Annotated in this window: 22 protein-coding genes; 12 read left to right on the top strand and 10 right to left on the bottom strand. The window is 51.2% G+C overall.

Translation table 11 applies throughout. From position 1 onward, the window contains the following. Positions 1-271 precede the first annotated feature (271 nt). Positions 272-3,205: a prolyl oligopeptidase family serine peptidase gene (locus HHO50_RS04675; protein WP_181304848.1), complete on the top strand. Its 2,934-nt coding sequence runs from the start codon at positions 272-274 to the stop codon at positions 3,203-3,205. A gap of 164 nt (positions 3,206-3,369) precedes the next feature. Further along, positions 3,370-3,741, top strand: a complete 372-nt coding sequence (locus tag HHO50_RS04680) for a spore germination protein GerW family protein (protein WP_181304849.1) — start codon at positions 3,370-3,372, stop codon at positions 3,739-3,741. A 47-nt stretch (positions 3,742-3,788) separates the two neighbouring features. Here HHO50_RS04680 and HHO50_RS04685 read toward each other — a convergent pair whose 3' ends face one another. Continuing rightward, the gene (locus HHO50_RS04685) at positions 3,789-4,544 is read right to left on the bottom strand and encodes a glycoside hydrolase family 25 protein (protein WP_181304850.1); all 756 of its coding nucleotides are present in this window, start codon (positions 4,542-4,544) and stop codon (positions 3,789-3,791) included. Positions 4,545-4,725: 181 nt separating this feature from the next. On the opposite strand from HHO50_RS04685, the gene lptB reads away from it, so the two are divergent. The 3 genes from lptB (at position 4,726) to HHO50_RS04700 (ending at position 7,302) form a co-directional block, all read left to right on the top strand. Then, positions 4,726-5,457 carry an LPS export ABC transporter ATP-binding protein gene (gene lptB / locus HHO50_RS04690; RefSeq protein ID WP_181304851.1) on the top strand — a complete coding sequence of 244 codons (732 nt, stop codon included), beginning with the start codon at positions 4,726-4,728 and terminating at the stop codon, positions 5,455-5,457. 130 nt (positions 5,458-5,587) lie between these two features. Further along, positions 5,588-5,743, top strand: coding sequence for a hypothetical protein (locus tag HHO50_RS04695; protein WP_181304852.1), 156 nt, complete (start codon positions 5,588-5,590; stop codon positions 5,741-5,743). A gap of 71 nt (positions 5,744-5,814) precedes the next feature. Next, positions 5,815-7,302, top strand: a complete 1,488-nt coding sequence (locus HHO50_RS04700) for a GH3 auxin-responsive promoter family protein (RefSeq protein WP_181305244.1) — start codon at positions 5,815-5,817, stop codon at positions 7,300-7,302. A 320-nt stretch (positions 7,303-7,622) separates the two neighbouring features. Here the strand turns inward: HHO50_RS04700 and HHO50_RS04705 are convergent, their stop codons facing one another. The 3 genes from HHO50_RS04705 to gltX all read right to left on the bottom strand — a co-directional run bounded on the left by HHO50_RS04705 (position 7,623) and on the right by gltX (position 10,532). After that, complete coding sequence (locus HHO50_RS04705; RefSeq protein ID WP_181304853.1) at positions 7,623-8,384, bottom strand: TIGR00266 family protein; 762 nt, start codon at positions 8,382-8,384, stop codon at positions 7,623-7,625. A gap of 12 nt (positions 8,385-8,396) precedes the next feature. Next, the gene (locus tag HHO50_RS04710; protein ID WP_181304854.1) at positions 8,397-8,762 is read right to left on the bottom strand and encodes a hypothetical protein; all 366 of its coding nucleotides are present in this window, start codon (positions 8,760-8,762) and stop codon (positions 8,397-8,399) included. A gap of 231 nt (positions 8,763-8,993) precedes the next feature. After that, the gene (gene gltX, locus HHO50_RS04715; RefSeq protein ID WP_181304855.1) at positions 8,994-10,532 is read right to left on the bottom strand and encodes a glutamate--tRNA ligase; all 1,539 of its coding nucleotides are present in this window, start codon (positions 10,530-10,532) and stop codon (positions 8,994-8,996) included. A gap of 207 nt (positions 10,533-10,739) precedes the next feature. Here gltX and HHO50_RS04720 point away from each other — a divergent pair, with 207 nt between their 5' ends. Next, entirely contained in the window at positions 10,740-11,711 is a 972-nt protein-coding gene (locus tag HHO50_RS04720; protein ID WP_181304856.1) for a YihY/virulence factor BrkB family protein, read from the top strand. 231 nt (positions 11,712-11,942) lie between these two features. Here the strand turns inward: HHO50_RS04720 and HHO50_RS04725 are convergent, their stop codons facing one another. Next, positions 11,943-12,326: a RidA family protein gene (locus HHO50_RS04725; RefSeq protein WP_181304857.1), complete on the bottom strand. Its 384-nt coding sequence runs from the start codon at positions 12,324-12,326 to the stop codon at positions 11,943-11,945. A 48-nt stretch (positions 12,327-12,374) separates the two neighbouring features. Between HHO50_RS04725 and HHO50_RS04730 the strand changes: the two genes are divergently transcribed. Next, positions 12,375-12,776 (top strand): hypothetical protein, encoded by a 402-nt coding sequence (locus HHO50_RS04730; protein ID WP_181304858.1) that lies wholly within the window; start codon positions 12,375-12,377, stop codon positions 12,774-12,776. Positions 12,777-13,066: 290 nt separating this feature from the next. Here the strand turns inward: HHO50_RS04730 and HHO50_RS04735 are convergent, their stop codons facing one another. Both HHO50_RS04735 and HHO50_RS04740 read right to left on the bottom strand, forming a co-directional pair. Next, the gene (locus tag HHO50_RS04735; RefSeq protein WP_181304859.1) at positions 13,067-14,335 is read right to left on the bottom strand and encodes a DUF1501 domain-containing protein; all 1,269 of its coding nucleotides are present in this window, start codon (positions 14,333-14,335) and stop codon (positions 13,067-13,069) included. Positions 14,336-14,363: 28 nt separating this feature from the next. Further along, entirely contained in the window at positions 14,364-16,388 is a 2,025-nt protein-coding gene (locus HHO50_RS04740) for a DUF1800 domain-containing protein (protein ID WP_181304860.1), read from the bottom strand. Between the two features lie 143 nt (positions 16,389-16,531). Between HHO50_RS04740 and HHO50_RS04745 the strand changes: the two genes are divergently transcribed. Next, the gene (locus HHO50_RS04745; RefSeq protein WP_181304861.1) at positions 16,532-16,969 is read left to right on the top strand and encodes a hypothetical protein; all 438 of its coding nucleotides are present in this window, start codon (positions 16,532-16,534) and stop codon (positions 16,967-16,969) included. Between the two features lie 721 nt (positions 16,970-17,690). Here the strand turns inward: HHO50_RS04745 and glmS are convergent. From glmS to HHO50_RS04760, 3 genes are read right to left on the bottom strand one after another with little or no spacing between them, the layout of a single operon-like run. Beyond that, a complete protein-coding gene (gene glmS / locus HHO50_RS04750) occupies positions 17,691-19,529 on the bottom strand; it encodes a glutamine--fructose-6-phosphate transaminase (isomerizing) (RefSeq protein ID WP_181304862.1) in 1,839 nt (612 codons plus the stop codon). A 41-nt stretch (positions 19,530-19,570) separates the two neighbouring features. Beyond that, positions 19,571-20,980 (bottom strand): DUF4270 family protein, encoded by a 1,410-nt coding sequence (locus tag HHO50_RS04755; RefSeq protein ID WP_181304863.1) that lies wholly within the window; start codon positions 20,978-20,980, stop codon positions 19,571-19,573. Beyond that, complete coding sequence (locus HHO50_RS04760; protein ID WP_181304864.1) at positions 20,964-21,776, bottom strand: glycogen/starch synthase; 813 nt, start codon at positions 21,774-21,776, stop codon at positions 20,964-20,966. Before HHO50_RS04760 ends, HHO50_RS04755 begins: the two co-directional genes overlap by 17 nt. Before the next feature lie 141 nt (positions 21,777-21,917). On the opposite strand from HHO50_RS04760, the gene panC reads away from it, so the two are divergent. The 4 genes from panC to rfaE2 all read left to right on the top strand — a co-directional run bounded on the left by panC (position 21,918) and on the right by rfaE2 (position 24,811). Next, positions 21,918-22,757, top strand: coding sequence for a pantoate--beta-alanine ligase (gene panC / locus HHO50_RS04765; RefSeq protein ID WP_181304865.1), 840 nt, complete (start codon positions 21,918-21,920; stop codon positions 22,755-22,757). 84 nt (positions 22,758-22,841) lie between these two features. Then, positions 22,842-23,189, top strand: coding sequence for an aspartate 1-decarboxylase (gene panD / locus HHO50_RS04770; RefSeq protein ID WP_181304866.1), 348 nt, complete (start codon positions 22,842-22,844; stop codon positions 23,187-23,189). 12 nt (positions 23,190-23,201) lie between these two features. Next, entirely contained in the window at positions 23,202-24,215 is a 1,014-nt protein-coding gene (locus HHO50_RS04775; RefSeq protein ID WP_181304867.1) for a lysylphosphatidylglycerol synthase transmembrane domain-containing protein, read from the top strand. A 110-nt stretch (positions 24,216-24,325) separates the two neighbouring features. Continuing rightward, a complete protein-coding gene (gene rfaE2, locus HHO50_RS04780; protein WP_181304868.1) occupies positions 24,326-24,811 on the top strand; it encodes a D-glycero-beta-D-manno-heptose 1-phosphate adenylyltransferase in 486 nt (161 codons plus the stop codon). Position 24,812 lies beyond the last annotated feature (1 nt).

Here is a 24,812-nt window from a genome sequence, read left to right on the forward strand (position 1 = left end):
ACAAGGCCTAAAACAGAGATGAAGAAGGGGCCGTGCCTGGTGGTTGCCCTTTCCCTTCTGCCTGCTATGATTCCAGAAATGTACGGACAGGTCTCGACCTGTCCAAGGTTCACCGGCAACCGTGCTTTTCCTTCGTTTTAAGCCTGTTTTCCGGGAATTAGCCCTAAAACCGATGCGGCCAGGATTTAGCGGAGAACAAGTTCGCATCTGTGCTTCAAATAATATAAATTAGGCTTTCCTACCATCCTTCTACCTACAACCTTCACTTAGTATGAAACCTAAAATTCTTTTGGCGGGGCTCTTGCTGAGTGCTGGCGCATTTACCGCGCAAGCACAGACGCCAGCCAAGAAAGTGTTGACCCATGATGTCTATGACGCGTGGAAAAGCATTGAGGCAGATTCCCTTTCCCATGACGGGAAATACCTGCTTTATGCCGTAAACCCGCAGGAAGGCGACGGCATGCTGCATCTGAGAGATTTAGCCCAGAACTCCGGCAAGACGTTCCCCCGCGGGTACCGCAGTGCTTTTACCTCTGATAGCCGGTTTGCCATCTTTCAGGTAAAACCTACCTATGCCGCTACCCGCCAGGCCAAACTGAAGAAGAAAAAGCCCGAGGAGATGCCCAAAGACTCGTTGGCCATTCTGGATTTAAGCAAAGGGAGCGCGCAATATGTAGCCCGGGTGAAGGCTTACAAACTGCCTAAGCAAAACGGCGAGTGGCTGGCCTATCATTTAGAGGCTCCATTAGCTGCTAAAGCGGCTAAAGACACCAGCAAAGCTACTACGCCAACCCCCGCCGCCACGTCAGGCAGAAGCGCGGGTAGGGGCGCTGGGGCAGGTGCGTCAAGGCAGGAAGACCCAACGGAGTTGGTGCTGCGTCATTTGCCTACAGGCCAAGAATATCGGTTTGACCGCGTCACTGATTTCCTGTTCTCAGAGAAAGGTAACATGCTGTTCTTTGTGAAAGCCGGTAAAGATGCTAAAAGCAATGGAGGGGTGTTTTCTTTCAACACCGCCGCCCGTAAAACCATGCCGGTAGACAGCGGCCGCGTTACCTACAAGAACTTGATTTCTGACAAAGCCGGTGAGCAATTGGCCTTTGTTTCCAGCAAAGACAGCACGGGCAAAGACATCCGGTATTTTCAGCTGTTGCACTGGACAGCCAAAGACAACCGGGCCCGCGTGGTTGCCGATACTACTTTCAAAGGAATGCCTGCCAAATGGATGGTCAGCGAACACGCGCAGCTAGGCTTCTCAGAGAAGGGTGACCGCCTGTTCTTCGGCACTTTCCCAAGGCCCACCCAATACGAGAAAGACACCACCAAACTAGACGAGGACAAAGTTAGCTTAGACGTTTGGACGTACCGTGACCCGCTCATTCAGCCTATGCAGCTAAAGCAACTGGAGCGCGAACAGAAACGCTCGTTTTTGGCCGTGTATGATGTAAAAGGCAAGAAAATAGTACAGTTGGCTACACTGGAAATCCCAGATGTGTCTTTGAACCCCGGGCGTACCGCCGATGTGGCCGTAGGAAGCAGCAATGTGAACTACCTCATGAGCGTAGGCTATGACTCTCCTTCCCGGCAAGATGCCTGGCTTATTGATTTAAAAGACGGAAGCCGGAAATTAGCCGTGAAAGACACCCGCGGCACGCCAAGACTTTCGCCCGCCGGAAAATACCTGTACTGGTATGAGCCATCTGACAGTTCCTGGAAAGCCATGAGCGTGAAGTCTGGTACGCCGGTTAACTTGACCAAGAAGCTGAAGGTGGCCTTCTACGATGAGCAGAATGACATGCCCGCCCTTCCGGATGAGTATGGCCTAACCGGCTGGACGAAAGATGATCAGTACCTGCTGGTGAATGACCGCTACGACTTATGGCGACTAGACCCTACCGGAAAAGCAACCGGCATAAACATCACCGACGGGTATGGACGCCAAAACAATCTACAGTTCCGTTACCTGAGCCTCAATCCAAGCCAGCGCGTGGTACCGTCAGAAGACAAACTGCTGCTGCGTACCTTGAACCTCAAGACCAAAGATGCTGGTTTCTACACAGATTACGTGACCAAAGCCGGAGCTCCGCAGAAAGTCATGATGGAGCCATATAGTTTTGTCAGCGTTCGGAAAGCCAAGAACAGTGACCGCCTCGTTTTCCGGAAAGCCAGCTTCAGAGAGTACTCAGACCTGTGGGTAACCAATACCAATTTCAATACGCCGCAGAAAATCAGCAATGCGAACCCGCAACAAAGCGAGTATTTGTGGGGCAACGTAGAATTGGTAGACTGGAAGTCAGATGATGGCGTTCCGCTGGAAGGCTTGCTGTTCAAACCAGAAAACTTCGACCCGAAGAAAAAATACCCCATGGTGGTGTACTTCTATGAGCGCAACGCCGAGACGCTGCACAACTACCGCTCTCCGGCGCCTAGCGCTTCTACCATCAACATTCCGTTATTCGTGAGCCAAGGCTATCTGGTGTTTGTGCCAGACATTATCTACAAAGACGGCTATCCGGGCGAGAGTGCGTATCACAGCATTATACCGGGGGTGCAAAGCTTAGTGGCGAAGGGGTTTGTAGACGAAAAGAACATGGCGCTTCAGGGGCAGAGCTGGGGCGGTTACCAAGTGGCGTATCTGGTAACGCGTACCAATATGTTCAAAGCGGCCATGGCCGGAGCGCCTGTGAGCAATATGACCAGCGCCTACGGCGGAATCAGGTGGGAGACGGGCATGAGCCGCCAGTTCCAATATGAGCGCACCCAAAGCCGCATTGGCGGAACGTTGTGGGAAAAACCCATGCACTACATAGAGAATTCGCCGTTGTTCTATGCGCCAAAAATAGAGACACCGCTCATGATGATGGCCAACGACAATGACGGGGCCGTTCCGTGGTACCAAAGCATAGAAATGTTCATGGCTATGCGCCGATTGAACAAACCGGTTTGGTTACTGGTCTACAATGGCGAGGCCCACAACTTGATGCAACGCAAGAACCGCAAAGACCTCTCGGTGCGCATGTCCCAGTTTTTTGACCATTATCTGAAAGGAGCCCCAGAACCAACCTGGATGAAGAAAGGCGTTCCTACCCTGGTGAAGGGCAAAGAGTACGGTTTGGAACTAATTGAGGAGCCAGCCATTGCTACGCCAACTCCTGGCCAGCAGCCAACTACCTCTACTACTGCCCAACCTGCTACTATCAGGTAGTCGTTTTTAGGCTCATTTTCATAAAGTAACTCAAAAATGCCCAGTCTCCCTTGAAGAGTGCTGGGCATTTTTAGGTAGGCCTCAATCCTGTTTTCACGGCAGTTTACCAGAAGACAACTTTTCCCTGAAGAGTTCTGTACAGAAGTGGAGAAAAGGAAACGGATATGACAACATCACCTTCAGAAGATAAAAACATGGGCGGCATTGTAGCGGGCAGTTTAACCCAAAATGCTTCCATTAAGAACATCTTTGGGGAGCCCATAGAAACACAGGGAAAAACCATCATTCCGGTGGCACAGATTGCCTTGGGGCTGGGCGGCGGGTACGGGCAGGGACAAAGGAAAGCGGCAGAACCGGAAAACGCCGAAGGGGAAGGGTCTGGTGCCGGAGCAGGACTGTACACCATCCCCAAGGGGGTGTTCGAGATCACCGACAAGAAAACCAGGTTTATTCCGGTGGTTTCTCCCCAGACATTTCTCCTAGGAACAGCCTTGGGTTTGGTGATGGGCTGGCTCCTGGCAAAGCGAAGAAAGTAGTCTCCTCTGTCTGTTTTAACCCTAATTCCTGAAAAAGAGCCTGGAAACTATTTAAACTGCGCGATCACCTCCCTAGAGGGCAAAGCGGCGGGTACGCAATGGGCGCTCAGATCTTCCAAGTCGCCGTAGAACCAGTTCACGTCTACTGGGGCGTCAATTCCGCTTACAGTGCCTTTTTCAGAATACTGCCAGAAAGCCATCTTATCGCTGGGGTGGGTAGAAGGCTCTACGTTCTGGTAGCGGGCAATCCAGAAATGGTGGTTGGGAAAGTGGCCCCGCAACTTGCGGTCATAGAACCGCTGGTAGGTATAAATGATGGGCTTCACCCCGTAATGTTCTTCAACGGCAGAGAGCCATTGGCGGATATCGCGGCGCATGTGAGCATCAGGTATGTCCTCGGCATAAGTCTCCACATCCAACACGGGAGCAAGATCACCGGGCTGTAAAGAAACGGTATTGAGGAAGTGGGCAATTTGCTTTTCTACAGGCACCCACGGTAAGTAATAGTGATACGCACCGCGTTTGATGCCTTGCTGACGGCTTTGTTCCCAGTTTCTGTCAAAGAAAGGGTCTTTCAGGAAATCGCCTTCGGTGGCTTTAATGAAAGCGAAATTGATGTTTGAGTCTTTCACATGTTTCCAGTCTACCTCTTGCTGGTAGCGGGACACGTCTATGCCATGCAAATAGGAAGACGGGCCGGAACCCGCGCTAAGCAAAGTCAGGCAGAGAGTAAACAAGGCTGCCGCCACTCCCAAGGGGCGGGCAGCTTTCCTAAGCAGGAGAGACATAGAGAATGCAGACATGGGCTAAAGAGTAGTAAAAGGTATGGCTTAATGACAGCTTTTGCAACTATTCTCCCGTGTGGCCAAGCATATTATTTGATTAATTATACTCAGGACTAAAACCTTATGTTGCAAGGGTGCGTAGCGGTGGCACTTTCATGGTTCCATACCACATCTGAGGTTTATTCGTTACTTTTAGGCAATGATTTTACGTTCCGAAAACCTGTTCAAAAAATACAAGTCTCGCACGGTGGTAAACGATGTGAGCGTAGAGGTAAACCAAGGCGAGATTGTGGGGCTGCTGGGGCCAAACGGTGCCGGTAAGACTACCTCTTTCTACATGATTGTGGGGCTGGTAAAGCCAAACTCCGGACGTATCTTCCTGGATCAGGAAGACATCACCCAATTACCCATGTACCGGCGGGCCAAAAAAGGGGTAGGTTATCTGGCGCAGGAAGCATCGGTGTTCCGCGACCTGACGGTGGAGGAGAACATCTTGTCGGTGCTGGAGATGACGGATATGAGCAAGCAGGCGCAACGCGAGAAAGTGGAGGAACTGCTGGAGGAATTCTCGCTTACGCACGTGCGCAAAAACAAAGGCGTGGTGCTGTCTGGGGGAGAGCGACGCCGCACCGAGATTGCCCGCGCCCTGGCTGTAGACCCGTCGTTCGTATTATTGGATGAGCCTTTTGCGGGGGTAGACCCCATTGCGGTAGAAGAGATCCAGACCATTGTAGCCAAGCTCAAGACCAAGAACATAGGTATTCTCATCACCGACCACAACGTAAACGAAACGCTCTCCATCGTAGACCGCGCGTATCTGCTGTTTGAAGGCAAAATCCTGAAAGCCGGCACCGCCGAAGAACTCGCCGCCGATGAGCAGGTGCGCCGCGTGTACCTGGGCAAGCACTTTGAACTCAAGCGGAAGGTATGATTGATTGTTGGTTCTTGGTTCTTGGTCTAAGAAGTTAGACTCCTCTTTGTCATCCTGGAAGGATCTTGTGGGCGAACGGCAGCGGCGCTTGAACAAAGTCTTTCTAGTTTTCCAACAAGATCCTTCCAGGATGACAAAGAGGGGAGAGGTGGTTTCTTGGGCTAAAGCACCGGAGAGAAACCTATTAACCGAAGAGCAGTACAAGCACATATTCCAACGCTTGCAGCGGTTGCCCCTCTTGACCAATAGCCTCATCAAATTGACCAACAACAACCTGAAAACATAGCAAGATAAACAACAATCAACAACTAACAATTAAAAGGAGTGGAGATAATCAATTCGCTGGTGACGTGGGTAATGAAGAAGAGGATTCACCAGATAGACCTCTTCAGGAAGTACCCGCACGATGTGCAGAACGAGTTGTTTACGAACCTCATTACCACTGCCAGAAGCACTGAGTGGGGCCAGAAATACGGTTACTCAGATAAACTAAGCGTGCGCGAGTTTCAGGAGCGGGTGCCCATCTGCGCGTATGAAGACCTGTACCCGTACATTGAGCGCGTGATGCGCGGGGAAGACAATGTCCTGTGGCCCAGCAAAGTAGAGTGGTTCGCCAAATCATCGGGTACTACCAATGCCCGCAGCAAGTTCATTCCCGTTAGCCCCGAAGCCCTGGAAGACTGTCACTACAAAGGAGGCAAAGACATGCTTTCTATTTACGTGAACAACTATCCAGACACCAAGGTATTCGCGGGCAAAGCCCTTTCCATTGGCGGCAGCCATCACCCCAACGGTTTTAATTCCAATACCCGAACCGGTGATATCTCGGCGGTGATCATGCAGAACCTGCCCATTTGGGCCGAGGCCATGCGTACCCCGCCGCTCAAAGTGGCGCTCATGGATCATTGGGAAGAGAAGATAGAGAAGATGGTGGAGATCACCGTCAAAGAAAACGTGACCAGCCTCTCTGGCGTGCCCACCTGGACGTACGTGCTTTTAAACCGCATTTTAGAAAAAACAGGCGCAAAAGACATTACCCAGGTGTGGCCAAACCTGGAACTGTTCACCCACGGAGCCGTTGCTTTCGGCCCCTACCGCGAACTGTTCCGGCAGTTGATTCCCTCTGAAAAGATGAAGTACCTGGAGGTCTACAATGCCTCGGAAGGCTTCTTCGGGATACAGGATGAGCCCAGCCTCAAAGACGAGATGCTCTTAATGCTGGATTACGGCGTGTTCTACGAGTTTATTCCCATGGAAGAAGCAGACCAAGAGAACCCGAAAGTGCTGGCCTTAGACCAAGTAGAAGTAGGCAAGAACTACGCCCTGCTTATCTCTACCAACGCCGGTCTCTGGCGCTACAAGATTGGCGATACCGTTAAATTCACCTCCTTAGATCCGTACCGCATCAAGATCTCGGGCCGTACCAAACACTTTATCAATGCCTTCGGTGAAGAAGTGGTGGTGGAGAACGCAGAGACGGCTATCACCAAGGCCTGCGAAGCCACGGGTGCCACCATCACCAACTTCACGGCCGCGCCCGTGTATTTTGAAGGCAAGAGCAAAGGCGGCCACCAATGGATCATAGAATTCTCCCGGCAACCTTCCAGCTTAGAGCAGTTCACAGAAGTCTTAGACCAAACGTTACGCACTGTCAACTCAGACTATGATGCCAAACGCCAGAAAGACCTGGCACTGCAAGCACCGTTGATTACGGTAGCTCCCGCCGGTGCCTTCCTGAACTGGCTTCAGCACAAGGGCAAGCTGGGCGGGCAACACAAAGTCCCTCGCCTGGCCAACAACCGGGACTACCTGGAAGAGATTCTGGAGGTGAATAACCTACGGTAGATGTCATTTCCCTGTAGGAGCAATCCTGGTGGTTGCCCTTCACGGTTCCCGTTGCATCGGGCGTCTCCCTTCGGCTGCTTCCTCAATCTACCGGTGCATTTATGACTGGTTTTTACCCACGAACACAATATTATCGGCTACCGTGTAGGGCAACCACCAGGGATTGCCCTACAGGGAAATGCGTAGGGAGGCGAAGGGAAAACGTGAGGCAAGGCACTGCCTTATCTCACTCCTGTTTTAGGCCTGTTTTCTTCAAAAGAGCCCTAAAACCCAAAGCACCGCTTTGGGCGGTGCTTTGGGAAAAGATATATCTAGAACGATTACTCCAGGAAGCTGCTCAGCAAGCCACCTTCTTTATTGGCATTCCCGCCGTGCGGCATCAGCGCTTGGATCAGTTTCTTCACGGGCATAGACTGGATCCAGACGCGGCCGGTGCCTCTGAGGGTGGCCAGGAACAGGCCTTCGCCGCCAAAGACCATGGAGCGTAAGCCGCCCGCCCGCTGGATGTCGAAATCAATCCCGTTCTCATAGGCCACTACGCAGCCGGTGTCTACCCGCAGGGTTTCGTTGTGCAGGTGTCGTTCAATCACGGTGCCGCCCGCGTGGATGAAGGCCAAGCCATCGCCGGTCAGGCGTTGCATGATGAAACCTTCGCCCCCGAAGAAGCCCGCGCCCAGACGCTGGTTGAAGTGCATCGCAATTCTGGTGCCCAGCGCCGCGGCCAGAAAGCCGTCTTTCTGCACAATCAGGCCCTGCGGAAACTCGGTCAGGTTGATGGGCATAATGGTGCCGGGGTACGGAGCCGAGAAACCTACCTTCGCTTTGCCGTACCCGCGGTGGGTGAAGTGCGTCATAAACAAAGACTCGCCCGTGATGGCGCGGCTGCCCATCTGCACCAACTTCCCGAAAAAGCCGGAACTTGGGTTGGAGCCATCGCCCATTTTGGTTTCAAACTGGATGCCGTCTTCCATGAAGACCATGGCACCGGCCTCGGCTATCACGGTTTCCTGCGGGTCTAGCTCCACTTCCAGCACCTGAATGTCTGAGCCGTAAATGCGGTAATCTACTTCGTGGGATGTCATAAGGGTTTAGGTTTATTTTTTCTTCGGTTTGGAGTCAGATGGTTTCTCTCCTTTGCCAGAGATGTCCTCGTCTGCATCATCGTCTAAAGATGCCCCTTTTTTGAAGAAATCCTCCTCATTCTCTTCCTCGTCCACGGTTTCCTCAATTAGATAATCCTCGTCTTCTTCCTGCGCCCGCTTCTTGCCCTGGTCACCCACCAGTTTCTTGTCAGAGACGTTTCTGTCCAGGAAAGAATTCAACTGGTCAATGTTGAAGTTAGAGGTAATATCTCCCAGGGGATTGATCTTGATCTCGAAGCCTTCCAGCTCAGGATGCACCTTCGCTTTTTTCTCCGGCTTGTTTTCTGGTTTGTCCTTATCTGATTTCTTCTTTGCCATAGTAGTACAGTTTGCGTCCAGGCTGCAAAGCCGCCTGTTCTGGTGTTTTTACTACAAACGGGAAATCTGGAAGAAGGATAAACGAATTAAAAAGAATCCGCCGTCATAAGCAAGCAGTAGGGGCTTGTTTATGACGGCGGATGGAATCTTAAAAGCGTTTTAAGGCTGTTTTACGGAAAACAGGCGCAAAACGCAGACAAAGCGCTTCTCTATTTTAGAGGAAGGTGAAACTTAGGCGGCGTACTGGGCTAGTTTGGTCAACGCAGCGTCAATACGGCTTTCGGTTTCTTCTCTCCCGATGATCTCAATAATGGCCATCAAGTCTGGGCCTGCTTCTACGCCGGTGAGGGCAATTCTCAAGGCTTGCATTACCTGGCCAATCTTCAGACCGTTACGCTCTAAGATTTGCAGCAACAAAGCTTTCACCGCATCGGCGTTGAAGGCAGGCAAAGAGGCAAGTTCGTTTCTGAATTGCTCAAAAGCCCCGGCGGCCGCGGCCGACCATTTTTTGGCGGCTACCTGCTCATTGTACTGGGTGGGCGCCACGAAGAAGTAGGAAGCTTCTTTCCAGAAATCCTGCGGAAAGGTCACGCGCTCTTTCATGAGGCCCACAATCTTCTCGGCCCGCTCTGGCGAGCAGTCAATGCCTTGCTCCGGCAAAGCCGCCAGCAGGTACTGGGCTAACTCCGCGTCTGGTTTGGCGCGCAGGTACTGCTCATTGTACCAACGGGCTTTCTGAATGTCAAAACGGGTGCCTGATTTCCCGATGCGCTCAATGCTGAAAGCCTCAATCAATTCCTCCATAGAGAAGATTTCCTGCTGCGTGCCGGGGTTCCAGCCCAAAAAGGCCAGAAAGTTCACGAAACCGTCTGGTAGGTAACCTGCCTCGCGATAGCCGCTAGATTTCTCGCCGGTTACCGGGTCTACCCAGTTCAGCGGGAATACCGGGAAGCCCAGTTTATCGCCGTCGCGCTTGCTCAGCTTGCCGTTTCCGTCGGGTTTCAGCAGCAAGGGTAAGTGGGCGAATTCTGGCATGGTATCTTCCCACCCAAAATAGCGGTACAGCAATACGTGCAGCGGCGCACTGGGCAACCACTCCTCGCCTCTGATCACGTGGGTGATTTCCATCAAATGGTCATCCACAATGTTGGCCAGGTGGTAAGTAGGCATCCCATCAGACTTCATCAGTACTTTGTCGTCAATGGCCGAAGAATGCACCATCACCCAACCTCTGATCATGTCTTTCAGACGAACTTCTTCTTTGCGTGGTACTTTCAGACGGATCACATAAGGGTCTCCGCTTTCCAGGCGGCGCTTCACCTCATCCTCAGGTAGGGTGAGGGAGTTCTTCATGGTGGCGCGGGTGATGGCGTTGTACTGCGGGGTAGCCACTTTGGCGGCTTTGAGGCGCTCGCGCATTTCCTCCAGTTCCTCGGCGGTGTCAAAGGCGTAGTAGGCGTGGCCGGCGTTTACCAGTTGCAGGGCGTAGTCCATGTACATGGGCTTGCGCTCAGACTGGCGGTAAGGCGCGTGCGGCCCGCCGTGCACCGGGCTCTCGTCTAGCGTAATGCCGCACCAGGCCAGGGAATCAAAGATGTATTGCTCGGCGCCGGGCACAAAGCGGGTTTGGTCAGTATCTTCAATGCGCAGCAACATTTTGCCGCCCATTTTCTTCGCGAACAGGTAATTATACAGCGCCGTGCGCACCCCGCCAATGTGCAGCGGCCCGGTGGGGCTAGGGGCAAAGCGTACTCGTACTTCTCTTTCCATGTTGTATAGGTATGTCAATCGAGGTGCAAAAGTACGGTATTTCGCGCCTTTGGTAAAGCTTTTACGCGTAAATCCTTAGAAGTGTGCCAACTAATGCGCGAAGGCGGCAAGCGGAAACCTCTGCAATTCCAGCGGTGAAAAGAACTGTCACGCAAGAAGTTTGTAACCTGCCGCTATTAGTACGTATGAAGAAGGAAAACCAACCACATGCTCAAACGGAAGCTAACAGAAGCTTGGGGGATCATTGTAGAAGTCTGGCTTGATTTCCTGGACAATAACTCTTTTCAGAAAGGGGCCGCGCTGGCGTATTACACCATTTTCGCGCTACCGCCCATCCTCATTATCATGATCAACACCGCCGGGGCGGTTTTTGGGCGCGATGCCGTGCGCGGACGCGTGTATGAACAACTACGGGAATTGGTGGGAAGCCAGGGCGCGCTGGATATTCAAGACATGGTGGAGAACATCAGCCAGTCCTCTGACTTTACCTTTGCCACCGTAGTGGGGGTGTTTACCTTTCTGGTGGGGGCCACGGGCGTGTTTGTTTCTTTGCAGGAATCTCTGAACCAGATTTGGGGCGTAAAGCCGAAACCCCGCAATGAATACCTGAAACTGCTGCTGGATAGGCTGTTGTCGTTTGCCATGATCATGGCCATTGTTTTTCTGCTGCTGGTGAGTTTGATGGTACATGCCGCCTTAGTGGCCATTACTACTTTTCTGGCCGACCAGATAGATCCTTCGCTGTTGCAATTAACGCAGATAGCCAACTTTGTGCTTTCCACGGGCGTGGTGATGTTCCTGTTCGCCTTGATTTACAAATTCCTGCCCGATGCCAAAATAAAATGGAAAGATGTATGGAAAGGCGCGTTGGTGACCTCCCTGCTTTTCTCACTAGGCAAGTCTTTGATAGGTATATACTTAGGCAACAGTGATTTCGCCGGTATCTACGGCGCCGCGGGCTCGGTGATAGTGGTGCTCACGTGGGTGTTCTACACCTCCCAGATTATTTTCCTGGGCGCCCAGTTTACGCTGGTGTATGCCCGGCGCTACGGGGCCAACATTTACCCTTCCACCTATGCGGTACGGGTCATCAACAAAGAAGAGGAAATAGGGCATGCCCCCCTGAACGATGAACCCGGCCCCAACGAGGCCAAAGCCAAAGGAGAGGATTGCGATTAAATAAATTTGGAGATTTGGAGATGTGAAGATTTGAAAATTTGGAGATGGGTAGATGGAAAAATGTTTAGAAGCATTCCCCCATCTCCAAATCTCCCCATCTCCCCATCTCCTCATCTCCACATCTCCAAATCCCCCCATCTCCAAATCCCCCCATCTCCAAATCTCCTCATTTTCAAATCTCCCCATCTCCCCATCTCCCCATCTCCTCATCTCCCCATCTTCAAATCAGCGTTACCACTTCACCGCAATACAGGAGATTTCTACGTTCACGTCTTTGGGCAGGCGGCTTACTTCCACGGTTTCGCGGGCGGGCGGGTTGCTGGTGAAATAGCTGCCGTAGGTTTCATTGATCGCCCCGAAGTTGCCCAGGTCTTTCACGAAGATGCTGCATTTGACCACGTGGCTGAAATCCATACCGGCTTCTTGCAAAATGTACTGCAGGTTCTTCATCACCTGGTGCGTTTCGGTCTGGATATCGCCCTGCACCAATTGGCCAGTGGCTTGATCCAGCGGGATTTGTCCGGAGACATACAAGGTGTTGCCCGCCATTACTGCCTGGCTGTACGGCCCAATGGGAGCGGGCGCAGATTTGCTTTCTATAAGGTTGGTTGCCATAAACAAAAAGGTTAATTAGTATCTTTATGCCGCTAAAGGTACAGAAATATGAACACATTGGTTTTGGCGAGCGCCGAGCAGGAGGCAGAGGTGAGCCTGAAATTCTACAACAGAGCCTACCTCCATTTACAAGACCCCCAAGAACTGAAAGCCTGGCTTCCGCAAGCGGATTTGGTCATTGATTTACTGCTGCACGAACACCCAGAACGCCTGGCCCAATACAACCAACAAGGCAAAGGCGAGAAACTCACCGTCTTCTTCAACGCCAACAACCTAGAACTGGCCGATTTCGCGTCAGCCTATGAGCCCCTGAATTTCCATTTATGCGGCCTGCAAGGAGAGCCTTTGATTAACCGCGAAGCATTGGAAGTGAGCCTGCTGCGCGAAGAGTCGCAACGTGCCGTAGACAAAGCCTGCGTGTTTCTGGCCACGCTCTATAAGTTGGTGTAACCGGAAAAGGTACAGCCGATCAGTCACTGATTTCAGCCTGTTTTACCAAAACGAAGCCCAAAACAGGAGCCCTAGCTTGCATCCCGCGCGTGTGGAAACGGGCAACTTCTGACCACGGAAAGAAAGTCTTGAAAAGCGGCGAGACGCCGTAGATAACTCGCGTTCGCGTTTTGCGAGCGAGAAGGATGCGCTGCCATTTTAAGCTTAGTTTTGCCAAAACAGGCGTAAAACGGAAGTATGTAGTGTTTCTAAGTTCTTTTTCAGAAAACAGCCTTGAAACGGCCACTTACTTACCTGTGGCGCATCACGCCTATTTTTGGCCCAGTCCAGTCAGGAAACAGAACTTTGTCATTCTGGAGGTTGAGGTGTTTACCGGCTACTTCGCTGAAAACGCTCCTGAAATCGGTGGTGACGGGGAGGTCGCGGCCGTCTTCCAGGTTTTCTACGGCTAGGGGTGGAACGTTGCCGTGGACCAGGCCGCCGTTTACGTCATTGCCTAAAATGAACAGGCAGGAGCCGCGGCCATGGTCGGTGCCGTTGCTGCCGTTCTGGTGCACGGTGCGGCCGAACTCGGTCATGGTCATCACGTCCAAGTCATCTTGGTAGGCATCTAAATCAGTCCAGAAAGCAGTGATGCTTTGGCTCAAATCGTTCACGTTGCGGGCGAACGTGCCTTGGGCGGTGCCCTGGTTATAGTGCGTGTCCCATCCGCCAGATTCGGCGAAGGCTACTTCCAAGCCTACCTCCATTTTCACCAGTTGCGCAATCTGCTTCAAAGAATTCCCGAGGGGACTGTTGGGATACACGGCCTTGTTGGCCGGGATATAGTTTTTGGTGTCTGCCTTCTGGAGGATTTTAAGTGCCTCAAAACTTTCTTTCCCGGTTTTGTTCAGCAGCGAAGAAGACGTTTGGTCATACAGGTCTTCAAAGTTTCTGGACGCTACATTGGCGGCGTTTGGGTTCCCGCGCATCTGAATGGCAAAATCCTGAAGGTTGTTGATGGCAACCGCTGCGTTATCGCCGTAAAATGAACGAGGCAAAGAAGAAGTAAGGCTTACCGCCTGGAACGGCGTGGCGGCCTCATGGCCCAGCAAGCCAACCGCCCGGTTCAGCCAGCCGCTGGCCGTTCCTTTGTGGAAAGGCGTGCCGGCCTCCATGTAATCCTGGGCATCAAAATGGGAGCGGGTAGGATTGGGCGAGCCCACGCCGTGCACAATGGCCAGCCGCTTTTCCCTAAACAAAGGCTCAAAGGCGCGCATCGCCGGGTGCAGCCCGAAACGTCCGTCTAAGTCCAGGAGGGGGTTGGCAGAGGTCTTGGCGGCGGTCATAAACAAGCTGGGGCGGGCCCTCTGTAAATGGACATCGGTGAACGGCGTCACGGCCATTAAGCCATCCATGGCGCCGCGCTGGAAGATGCAGACCAGGATTTTGTTTTTCTTGTACGGCAATAAAAGTTTGCTGCTGCTGGCGGCCTGCGCCAGAAAATTAGGAATGCCTCCCAAACTGGCCGCAAAAAGCGCCAGTGCCCCTGATTTTATAAAACCTCTTCTGGTAGTCATCACACTCTTTTTTGATTCTGTTGATACATTACCTGCGCTGGAATTCGGGGGAGCCGATGATGATGCCTACCACTTGGGCTAACATGGGCGTGTTACCGGTATTGGTCTGTCTAACTGTGGTCATAGCAGGATCACTTTTCCCCAGGTTCTTTCTGCGGGCACCTTTCTTCGGTTTCTTTTGGGGAACCATCATCTCCTCGTCTTCCAACTCTAGCATTTCAGCTTGCGCGGCAGATGGATTCCTGTTGGCAGCGGCATCTACTTTTTGCCCGAAGCTGGGGTCTTTGAGCGAAGGCGTTAATCGTTTTATGGTCTCATCCAGGTCGCGCTCCGGCAGCAGGTATTTGCTGTAGGTGAGCAACGCTGCTTCGGCGCTTTTGGGTTCACGGTTTTGGTTGAGGGCCATCAAATCTATGGAAATGCCCGGAATTTTCTGCGAGGCCAGGGCCAATCCGAAGTTCATTCGATTCAATAGGGAGCCGGTATTAATCCAGTAAGCGCCTTTGTCCGGGAAGCCGGTGGGGGCCTGGTAGAAGTACATCCGCTCGCCCATTTTCGTGATCCAGGTGTAGAGTTGATAAGGAGCTTTTACCTCGGCATTCAGGCTACGCACCGAACTAATGGCCAATTCAAACGGCGACTTTGTTTTCTCCCGCAAGGCTCCTTTGCTCCAGAACTCGGGTGCCGTTACCATGGTCAACAGTACCTGTTGTATGTCGCCGTTCTTCTCCGTGAAAGTCTTGGCCATTTTGTCAATCAGGCTCTTGGGAGGCGCGTCATTCACAAACCGAACGGCTAGTTTGGTAGAGATAAAGGTAGCCGTGGCCGGATGATGGGCTAATAACTGAATCAATTGTACCCCTTCCTCGTACCCGCCATTGGCCGGAAAGGTGGTGCCCAGTACTACTTTCTGGCCTTTGTCATGCCGGTTGGCGGCAAACAAAAAGTCGCCTTCCTGCACAAAACCCTGCTTGGTCAACGCCGCCGTACGTTTGGGGTTGTTGATGGTGGCGCTAGCGTTATTCAAACTGTAACGGTCTACCGCAGGGTTAATAGTCCAGCCGGTTAATACGCGGGCGGCTTGGGTGACATCTTGCTGCGTATAGCCTCCGTCAACGCCCAGGGTGTGCAGTTCCATGATTTCCCGCGCGTAGTTCTCGTTCAACCCTTGCGCTTTCTTCGCCTTTTTAACTTTCTCTGCTACCTGCATCTGCTGCATGGAAGTGTCCTGGGCCTGCCTTTGCTCCAGCAGTTGCAGTTGGCGCTGTTGCCTTTGTTTCTGGGCCGGAGTAAGTGCTATGGTGGAGGTGGTGCTTTTAAAATTGTCTAAGTACGTGAGCATGGCCGGCGACTTAGCCGTGGCCAGCAAAAGCGTCTCAAACGTACGCAAAGCATTAGGCCGAATGACATCCCGTTCATACGAGGTCAGGTACAGCGCGCTGTTTTTATTGGTAAGTGATACGTTGAAATGGTTAAACCAGAAACTGCTGAGGACTTCCTGTAATTGGTTCTCTGAGTAAGCGGCTCTCAGAATTTTTTGATTGATTAACTCCTGGTACAGTACCCGCTGCGGTTTAAACCCTTTTTGCTGCATATACGCTTCCAACTTGCCTTTGTATTCCCGCTTGCTTTCTTTGTCTGCCGCCTCTATTTTGATGTCATCTTTAGCAATTATTCCCTCCTTGATAGCCATGCGCAGCACCTGCCCTCCTTGCGGGAAAGTTTGGGAAATTTGCTCGTTCGTCATCTTCAGGGTTTCAAACCGGGCTAATCTCTTATCCAAACCATGGTTTGGAAGTTCGGCCTGAAGCTGCTGCATGAACCACTTCTCCAGTCCCATTTCCACCACTGCCTCTACCTGTCCCGGCCTGGCCCCGTACGTAAAACGGCTGAGTAAGTGCGCGGCCGCCTGGCGTTCCGTTAACCCCGCTTTCTTGTAAGGAAACTTCGGGGTTTTGGTTGCCAACGTGTTTGTACCTCCGAAGGAAGATAGAGATAAACCTCCCACCACGAAGAACAGAACGATAAAAGAAAGTTTAAAAACGCTTTTCATATGCCGTAAAGGTGAAATGCCGGGAAAGGGGGAAATTACTTTCGGTTCAGAATGGCTACTCTCTTGAAAGTTGAGCCACTTTGTTTACAATAGATTAAAAAAGTGGTAAAAGGTTTAAAACCTGAGAATAAATTTTTGTCTGTATGTCTCTGCCTCTGTTAAAGTTAGGATTCTATTCTCTTGCAAGCGGGAGGGCAGATGAAGGAAGAGTCATTAAAGCGCTGCATAAACAATCCACAGGCATTCTAAAGTTAGCGACGGACGAAGGGGGCAAGGTTGAATGCGGGATTTCATCTTTAAAGGATAGCGTTTTGGGGCTGTTTTTCATAAAACAAGCCATAAACAGGAAGGGGGGAAAGTCCACTCTAACCAATCTCGGTTTTACCTCTTTTTACGTAAAACCTCTCATTCTGAAGCGTAATCCTTTAGGGAGGAGGCTGGGTAATTTAGGTTTTAAGGGCGTTTTTGTAAAAACAGGGCTAAGAGCATGTTTAAATTTCATCTTTGCGCTACAAACGGCCATAAAAAGAACCTGCGGAAGCGTTTTTCTGGTCATTTTCGCCAGCAAACCTGAAATTTAAACAAGGAAGCTGTTTAGAGTTTCTGGTCTGTTCTTATAAAACTAGCCTGAAAACGACGGTACAAGCATCTGCATGCGGCAGTGTACCGCTAAACCTCTTGTTTCTGGCCTGTTTTTATACAAATAGCCTCAAAACAAAAGTATAAACGGATGCTTGCCCCAGGGGAATTGTTTTAAATGCCGGTTAATGAAAACTCTAAACAGCTTCAAGCTCTAAAACAGCAAGGTGGGGGAAAGGACGTACCTACTCCCAATATCAAATAATTTGAGCGTGTTAGGCCCGCATCTGCTATGAAGTAGAATTCTGAGTGGGGAGGTTAGCTGATGTCTTACTAGGGCACGGATTTACTTGCGTGACTATTTTTCAGGTATTTACAACTGACCTTCCGCAGAAAGCGACCTCACCCCAGTCCCTCTCCAACGGAGAGCGAAGCCCCGCTGATGCGTTTTGGGGCTCTTTTGCGCAAAACGGGCCTAAAACGGGGACACCTGTGCGGTCTCCAAAACCTCACAGGTTTAGAGTCAACTGGCGCGAGACTCTAGTCTCGTGACATAGGAGGAAGCGAATCTCCAGACTCGCCGGGAACCACTGGCTTGATGGCGTAACATCAGTTATAAGTCACCAAAATAAATCCGCGCATAGATGCTAAAGTGAAAAAAAATATAGCAAACAAAAAGGGGAAGCCATTTGGCTTCCCCTTTTCACCTATAGAATGGTATTCTTATTCAACTGTCACAGACTTGGCTAAGTTACGCGGTTGGTCTACGTTACAGCCCCGCATGACAGCAATATGATAGCTTAACAACTGTAAAGGAATTACAGAAAGAAGAGGCATTAGAGCTTCATGGGTACTAGGCACCTCAACCACAAACTCGGCCATCTGCGGAATCACGGTATCGCCTTCGGTCACGATTGCAATTACCCGGCCTTTGCGGGCTCTTACCTCTTGTACGTTCGAAACAATCTTCTCGTAAGAACTGTCTTTGGTGGCAATGACCACCACGGGCATGTTCTCATCAATCAGCGCAATAGGGCCGTGCTTCATTTCTGCCGCTGGGTAGCCTTCTGCGTGGATGTAGGAGATCTCTTTCAGCTTCAGGGCACCTTCTAACGCTACCGGGAAGTTAAAACCGCGTCCCAGGTAAATGAAGTTGGTGGCGTCTTTGAAGATCTCAGAGATGGCTTGGATCTCTTTGTCTAGCTGAAGGGCTTGCTCTACCTTGGCCGGAATTTTCTCCATCTCCATCATCATGTGGCGTAGGGCAGAAAGCTCCATGGTGCCCCGCATCTCGGCCAACATCATGGCAATCAGGGAGAGAACCGTTACCTGAGCCGTGAAAGCCTTGGTGCTGGCAACCCCAATCTCTGGGCCGGCGTGGGTATAAGCGCCAGCGTCGGTGGCACGGGCAATAGAGGAACCTACCACGTTACACACCCCAAAAATCATAGCACCTTTTGACTTGGCTAATTCCAGGGCGGCAAGCGTATCGGCGGTTTCACCGGATTGCGAGATAGCGATGACAATGTCTCCCTCGCGAATCACCGGGTTCCGGTAACGGAACTCAGAGGCATATTCCACCTCTACCGGGATACGGGCGAACTCTTCAATCATGTATTCAGCCACCAGACCAGCGTGCCAGGATGTTCCGCAGGCCACAATGATAATGCGGTCGGCGTTTTTGAAGCGGGTGGCATATTCCCTGATGCTGGACATGGTCAGTTGCGTGTTCTCCGCTACCAGGCGGCCGCGCATGCTGTCCAGAATAGAACGAGGCTGCTCAAAAATCTCCTTCAGCATGAAATGCGGATAGCCGCCTTTTTCAATGGCTTCCAGTTCCAGTTCCAGTTTCTGGATGTAAGGCGTCTGCACCACGTCTTCTTTAGAGCGGATGTCCAATACGCCATCTCTGATCACGGCAATCTCGAAATCATTGAGGTACACTACTTCATTGGTGTACTCAATAATGGGAGTTGCGTCTGAGGCCAGGAAGTATTCTCCTTTGCCTACCCCAATCACCAAGGGGCTCCCTTTGCGGGCAGCTACCAATTGGGTAGGGGAGTCATGCGACAGAACCACAATGGCATAGGCACCCACTACTTCATGCAGGGCCAAGCGCACCGCTTCCGCCAGGGAAACGTTGCTGTTCTTCTGCACATCCTCAATCAGGTTGATGAATACCTCAGAGTCTGTGTCACTGTGGAATTCGTAGCCTTTGTTGCTCAAGTGCTGCTTGAGGGAAGCGTAGTTTTCAATGATCCCATTATGGATGATGGCGATCTTCTTGGAGTTGGAGTAATGGGGGTGGGCATTGGCATCATTCGGCTCGCCGTGGGTAGCCCAGCGCGTGTGGCCTATGCCAATGGTGCTGCTGGTGTCCTGGGTGCCAATATGGGCTTCCAGATCGGCTACTTTGCCTTTCTTTTTAAAAACTTTAAGATCGCCGTCATTTAGCAAAGCCACACCGGCGCTGTCATAGCCCCGGTACTCTAAACGCTTCAATCCTTTCAAAATAATGGGGCAGGCTTCTCTCTGTCCAACGTACGCTACTATTCCACACATGGTACTGTTTCTACTGTTTAGCTAGGGGTATATCTAATTTTTTATTGAGCAGTTGAATAGAAGAGTCTAAGCCTGATCCGGCGTTCAGCGCTAGGGCTTTGGTTTGCCTCAAGAATAGCCCGGTTCATGGTCTGCGCGAAATTGGTCGGCAGGGAACGCTCGCTACTCACGTTTGAAGGCAAAAGAATCAGCCCGTTGTTGGGTCTTCTGTTGTACAGCAGGCTCTGCATGTAGCTGGTGATGTTGACTACATAGACATAGCCGCCTTTTTTTCCTCTATACTGGAGGGTAGCCGGTGCGTTGCTGCCCTCTGCCAGCAGCACAATTGGAACTTCTTGTTGATTCAGGGCTATTCTGTTAGAAGCAGTGGCCTCCACCACGGAAATTACCGGCGGGAGCAACGCAGAGTCGCTTTTGGAGAGAACCGATGATTCCAGCACCGGAATAATCAGTTCGGCTTTGTTAACCGCCAGGTTTTTGTCTGAACCCGGAATATTCTGGCGCAGGTTCGCAATATAAGGCAGTTCTATCTTAGTGACTAAACCCGCACCCGCCTGCAAGTAGGTACGGTTGCCCGCATTGCTGGAAGACAAGCTGTTGGCGTTGTTGGTCAAGGAAGCCAGCACGGTTCCGGCTCTGTTTGCCTCAATCTGGTTGTAATACCGGTCTGTGAAGAGCAAAGTGGTGGTCTTGGCTATGTTTTTCTTGGACTTGTAATACAGCATCAGGTTGGTATTGTTAGAAATAGGCAAGAAACCAAGAATGCTCCCCTGCGGGTCAGACCCGTTGGCAGGCACCAGGGCCAAGCCATTGATGGTGCTGATAAACGCATCTCTGCTGGTGGTTTGCGCCAGTGTCCCAAGCACCTCGTTCGCGAAAGTGCCGGTGAGCTTTATCTTCACCAAGACCGGAAGCGTCTGACTGGTGTCTGTGGTGCTTCTGTACGTGGTGTTTGGCCGTGGGGTAAAGGTAATGGAGCCTACCGCCGTATTGTTGTACGTCAAGGCTTCATTGATGAAATAGGTCTCATCATCTCTAAAGGCCTGGGTAAGCCGATGCACATGCATGCCTATCGCTTTGGTGGTGTCACCAAAAGCGTAGTTATAATCCAGGTTGATGACCAAGGAGTCGGCTCCTCTGGAAACATCAATAGAATCTGGATGCGCCGGGAAGGAAACAGGGGCAAATTCGGCGTAGGTTCTGGCGGTCACGGTTCCAAAAACCGGATCAGAGATTTTGCCCACCTGTACGCGCTGGGCGCCCAAGCCAATAATGGAGTCTTTCAGTAAAACAGTTGAAGCTCTTACAGTAGAGGTGTCTGTATAAGAAGTCCCAATCTGGGTGCCAGGTTCCTGCAGTTCCAGGCCAATGGCAGTAGGGTCTTCGCAAGAAGCAAAAAAGAAAGAGGAAATAAAGAGTACAGCAGCTGCTTTACTAATTCGCAAGTTCATTATACAAGTTATAGTAAGAATCCAGGGTATTTTCGTCTGAGCTAATGGTGTTGATCTGCTTGGTATTGTTGTACTCCTGGAACATGGCGTTTAAGTTGTCACTGAAATCTTCGTTAGACTTAATGACCATGTCGGCGTACTGCATTCCCATTTTAATGAAAGCCCCAAAATCACCAGATCCCAGGTTCACCAGCATGTCATCTTCAATGTCCAGCATTTTGGCTTTTTCCAGCAAATCGCCCTCAAATTTATGGGTGAACTCACTGTTGTAGACCGAGAAAATAGACTTAGAGGTCTTGAAGATAGGATCGTTTTTGTAGGTGCTTTTGAGGTACAACGGAATCAAGCTGGTCATCCAGTCATTGCAATGCACAATGTCCGGGGCCCAGCCCAGTTTCTTCACGGTTTCCAGAACTCCCTTGCAGAAAAAGATGGCGCGCTCATCATTGTCTGGGTGAAACTTATTGTCTTTGTCCACCAGAACGGACTTCCGGTGGAAATAGTCTTCGTTGTCAATAAAATAAACCTGGAGCTTGGCATTTGGGATAGAGGCTACCTTGATAATCAGGGGTTTCTCCTCTTCGCCCACGGCAATGTTGATGCCGGAAAGGCGAACCACCTCGTGCAAACGGTTCTTACGTTCGTTGATCAAACCAAACCGAGGCACAAAAATCCTTACTTCCATCCCACGCTCTTGCATCGCTTGTGGCAACATCCTCAGGAATTCCGCTACTTTTGTGGTTTGCAGAAAGGGATCAATCTCAGTGGCCGCGTATAAGATTCTCAATTTGGACATAGGGTTGGAGTGATTAAATAAAACAAGCAATAGTAATTGCGAGATGCAAAATTAAGCAATTATCGGCTGATTCTCAATTTATTTGAATTAAATGATACCTTTGGCGTTTTTGGCTACACAATCTTAAACCGGGCAGCCCCCATGTTGCATCTTTCTTCTTTATCTGATATTCGGCGGCACACAGAACAGCTTCGCCGGCAGGGCCAACGCATTGGCTTTGTGCCTACCATGGGTGCGCTGCACGAAGGCCATCTGTCTTTGATAAGAGCGGCCAAAAGCCAGAACGATATCATTGTCTGCAGTGTGTTTGTGAACCCCACGCAGTTCAATAACCAGGAGGATTACCGCCTGTACCCCCGGCTGCCCGAGAAAGACGCCCAGATGCTGGCCCAGGAAGGGTGCGATGTCTTATTCTCTCCTTTAGCCGAGGAGATGTACCAGCACAAGTCCAAGCTTTCCTTTGATTTTGGCGAGCTGGAGCAAGTGATGGAAGGCGCGCACCGTCCGGGCCATTTCAACGGGGTAGCCATGGTGGTGAGCAAGTTGTTCCATCTGGTAAAACCGCACCAGGCGTTTTTCGGGCAGAAAGATTTGCAGCAGTTCGCCATTATCCAACAATTGGTGCTGGATCTGAGTTTTGACCTGGAATTGGTGTGTTTTCCTATCATCAGGGAAGAAGACGGCTTGGCCATGTCTTCCCGCAACCGGCGCCTCACAACAGAGCAGCGGGAAGCGGCCCCGCAGCTCCACCAAGCCCTGCAATTGCTGCGCACCCAACTACAGACCCTGTCTGTCTCTGAAGCCAAACGGGAAGCCGAGGCGTTTCTGGGCCGTTTTCCCCAAATCAAGCTAGAATACCTGGAGGTGGTGCACGCGCAGACGCTACAACCACTGCATGAGATTGCGGCGGATGTTCCTGTGGCGATTTGCCTAGCCGCTTTTCTGGGCGAGGTACGCCTGATTGATAATCTTTTGCTGTAAAGTGACGGTTGCTTCAAAAGGAACGTACCTGCCTGCTTGTATCATAAATAATCTCTAACTTTGTGCGTTTTTTAGATTGTTTTGATGCAGATTGAAGTTCTTAAATCCAAGATACACCGGGCCAAGGTAACGCAGGCCGAGTTGCATTATGTGGGAAGCATTACCATAGACGAGGATCTGATGGATGCGGCCAACATGGTTCCCCATGAGAAGGTAACCATTGTGAATGTGAATAATGGCGAGCGGTTTGAAACCTACATTATAAAAGGGGAGCGGGGCAGTGGCATGATCTGCCTGAATGGCCCGGCAGCCCGCAGGGTGCAGGTAGGTGATATCATTATCATTATTTCCTACGCCCTCATCAATTTCGCAGATGCCCGCAGCCACGAACCAACTGTCATTTTCCCAGACCAGCACAACCGGCTTGTATAAGCTTCGCCCGGCATGAAGAAAACCCTAAACGTACTCAAGTACCTGCTCCTGTTAGCGGTTTCGGTTTTCTTGATGGCCTATGCCTTGCGCAGTATCAACTTTACCGCCGTCAAGGCCGAGCTTGCCCAGGCCAACTATACCTGGATAGTGATCACCTTGCTTCTTTCAGTAGCGGGTTACGTGAGCCGGGCCATGCGCTGGCGCATGCAGTACATTCCACTGGGGTTTAAGCCAGACACGCAGCAGACGTATCATGCCTTGATGGTAGGCTACCTGGCCAACATCGTGTTGCCCCGGGCCGGGGAGGTGATCAGGTGCACGTTGTTGAAGCGCTCGGCAGATGTGCCGGTGAATGTTTCTCTGGGAACGGTTATTACCGAACGGGTCATTGATCTGGTGATGCTCCTCCTGTGCATGGGTTTTACGCTATTGCTGGAGTTTGAGCGCGTGAAAGATCTGTTCCTGGGGATTTTCTCTGAGAAATTCACTGTCCTGCAGCAGAACCTGCAGACGTTGTATCTGTTAGGTGCGGTGGCGCTAGTGGGTACTACCATCATGGTTTGGTACATCTACAAGAATATCTCCAGGCTGAAGCAAAACGCTTTCTTCAAGAAAGTAAGCGGTTTTGTGCGGGGCATCTGGCAGGGTATTTTCAGCATAGGCAAGATGGAGCAGAAAGGTGCGTTCATTTTGCATACCCTCTTCATTTGGGTCACCTATTATTTGGGCAGCTACCTGGCTTTTTTCGCGCTGCCGGGCACAGAGGGGCTTTCCTGGCAAGCCGGAATGGCCATTCTGGTGGTAGGCGGGTTGGGCATGTCGGCCCCGGTGCAGGGGGGCATTGGGGTGTACCATATCCTGGTGAGAACGGCGCTTCTGCTGTATGCCGTGCCCCTAGACAAAGGAATGGCCTATGCTTTGGTCACGCATACCACCGGCGCTCTGTTGGTGGTGGCCATGGGCGGCATCAGTCTGGTGGCCAGTCTGGCCCAGGCGAAGAAACAACCGGCCCGCCAAATCGCCTAGGCTGTTTCCAGCCTGTTTTTCTTATATCAGCCCAGAAACAGAAACCTGGCTTCTTCGTTGTGTCTAACGGGGCTTGTCTTCCATTACTCGTAATATAACCAAATCCTGCTATGCTTCCTTCGCAAGAGAAAATCGTCTCCCTTCCCCAGCTTTTGTCTGCCGTGGAGGAGTGGCGAGCCCAGGGCCAGAAGATTGTGTTCACCAACGGCTGCTTTGACATTGTGCACATGGGGCACGTAGATTATCTGGAGCGGGCGCGGCTTTTAGGAGACAAATTGGTAGTTGGGCTCAACACTGACCAATCTGTCAGTAAATTAAAGGGGTCTTCCAGGCCATTGCAGGACGAAATGTCACGTATAAGGGTAATGGCATCCTTTTGGTTTACAGATGCAGTAGTATTGTTTGAGCAGGAAACGCCGCTGGAATTGATTAAGGCAGTACAGCCAGACATATTAGTGAAGGGCGATGATTATGCCCTGGAGAATATAGTAGGGCATGAGATTGTACTGGCCAGGGGCGGAGCCGTAAAAACAATTCCGCTGGTGAAGGGGTATTCTACTTCACAGGTAGTAAGTAAGATATTGGAAAGCCAATAAG

The organism is Rufibacter sp. XAAS-G3-1, from assembly GCF_013623775.1.
Taxonomy (GTDB): domain Bacteria; phylum Bacteroidota; class Bacteroidia; order Cytophagales; family Hymenobacteraceae; genus Nibribacter.

Coding starts and splice junctions, on each gene's coding strand:
- HHO50_RS04705 (WP_181304853.1), bottom strand. CDS start 8,384: ATGACATCCCACGAAGTAGATTACCGCATTTACGGCTCAGACATTCAG.
- HHO50_RS04725 (WP_181304857.1), bottom strand. CDS start 12,326: ATGGCAACCAACCTTATAGAAAGCAAATCTGCGCCCGCTCCCATTGGG.
- HHO50_RS04695 (WP_181304852.1), top strand. CDS start 5,588: ATGACAAAGAGGGGAGAGGTGGTTTCTTGGGCTAAAGCACCGGAGAGA.
- HHO50_RS04740 (WP_181304860.1), bottom strand. CDS start 16,388: ATGAAAAGCGTTTTTAAACTTTCTTTTATCGTTCTGTTCTTCGTGGTG.
- panD (WP_181304866.1), top strand. CDS start 22,842: ATGCAGATTGAAGTTCTTAAATCCAAGATACACCGGGCCAAGGTAACG.
- HHO50_RS04760 (WP_181304864.1), bottom strand. CDS start 21,776: ATGTCCAAATTGAGAATCTTATACGCGGCCACTGAGATTGATCCCTTT.
- lptB (WP_181304851.1), top strand. CDS start 4,726: ATGATTTTACGTTCCGAAAACCTGTTCAAAAAATACAAGTCTCGCACG.
- gltX (WP_181304855.1), bottom strand. CDS start 10,532: ATGGAAAGAGAAGTACGAGTACGCTTTGCCCCTAGCCCCACCGGGCCG.
- HHO50_RS04680 (WP_181304849.1), top strand. CDS start 3,370: ATGACAACATCACCTTCAGAAGATAAAAACATGGGCGGCATTGTAGCG.
- HHO50_RS04775 (WP_181304867.1), top strand. CDS start 23,202: ATGAAGAAAACCCTAAACGTACTCAAGTACCTGCTCCTGTTAGCGGTT.
- glmS (WP_181304862.1), bottom strand. CDS start 19,529: ATGTGTGGAATAGTAGCGTACGTTGGACAGAGAGAAGCCTGCCCCATT.
- HHO50_RS04710 (WP_181304854.1), bottom strand. CDS start 8,762: ATGGCAAAGAAGAAATCAGATAAGGACAAACCAGAAAACAAGCCGGAG.
- HHO50_RS04745 (WP_181304861.1), top strand. CDS start 16,532: ATGTCTCTGCCTCTGTTAAAGTTAGGATTCTATTCTCTTGCAAGCGGG.
- HHO50_RS04685 (WP_181304850.1), bottom strand. CDS start 4,544: ATGTCTGCATTCTCTATGTCTCTCCTGCTTAGGAAAGCTGCCCGCCCC.
- HHO50_RS04755 (WP_181304863.1), bottom strand. CDS start 20,980: ATGAACTTGCGAATTAGTAAAGCAGCTGCTGTACTCTTTATTTCCTCT.
- HHO50_RS04720 (WP_181304856.1), top strand. CDS start 10,740: ATGCTCAAACGGAAGCTAACAGAAGCTTGGGGGATCATTGTAGAAGTC.
- HHO50_RS04700 (WP_181305244.1), top strand. CDS start 5,815: ATGAAGAAGAGGATTCACCAGATAGACCTCTTCAGGAAGTACCCGCAC.
- HHO50_RS04675 (WP_181304848.1), top strand. CDS start 272: ATGAAACCTAAAATTCTTTTGGCGGGGCTCTTGCTGAGTGCTGGCGCA.
- HHO50_RS04730 (WP_181304858.1), top strand. CDS start 12,375: ATGAACACATTGGTTTTGGCGAGCGCCGAGCAGGAGGCAGAGGTGAGC.
- rfaE2 (WP_181304868.1), top strand. CDS start 24,326: ATGCTTCCTTCGCAAGAGAAAATCGTCTCCCTTCCCCAGCTTTTGTCT.
- HHO50_RS04735 (WP_181304859.1), bottom strand. CDS start 14,335: ATGACTACCAGAAGAGGTTTTATAAAATCAGGGGCACTGGCGCTTTTT.
- panC (WP_181304865.1), top strand. CDS start 21,918: ATGTTGCATCTTTCTTCTTTATCTGATATTCGGCGGCACACAGAACAG.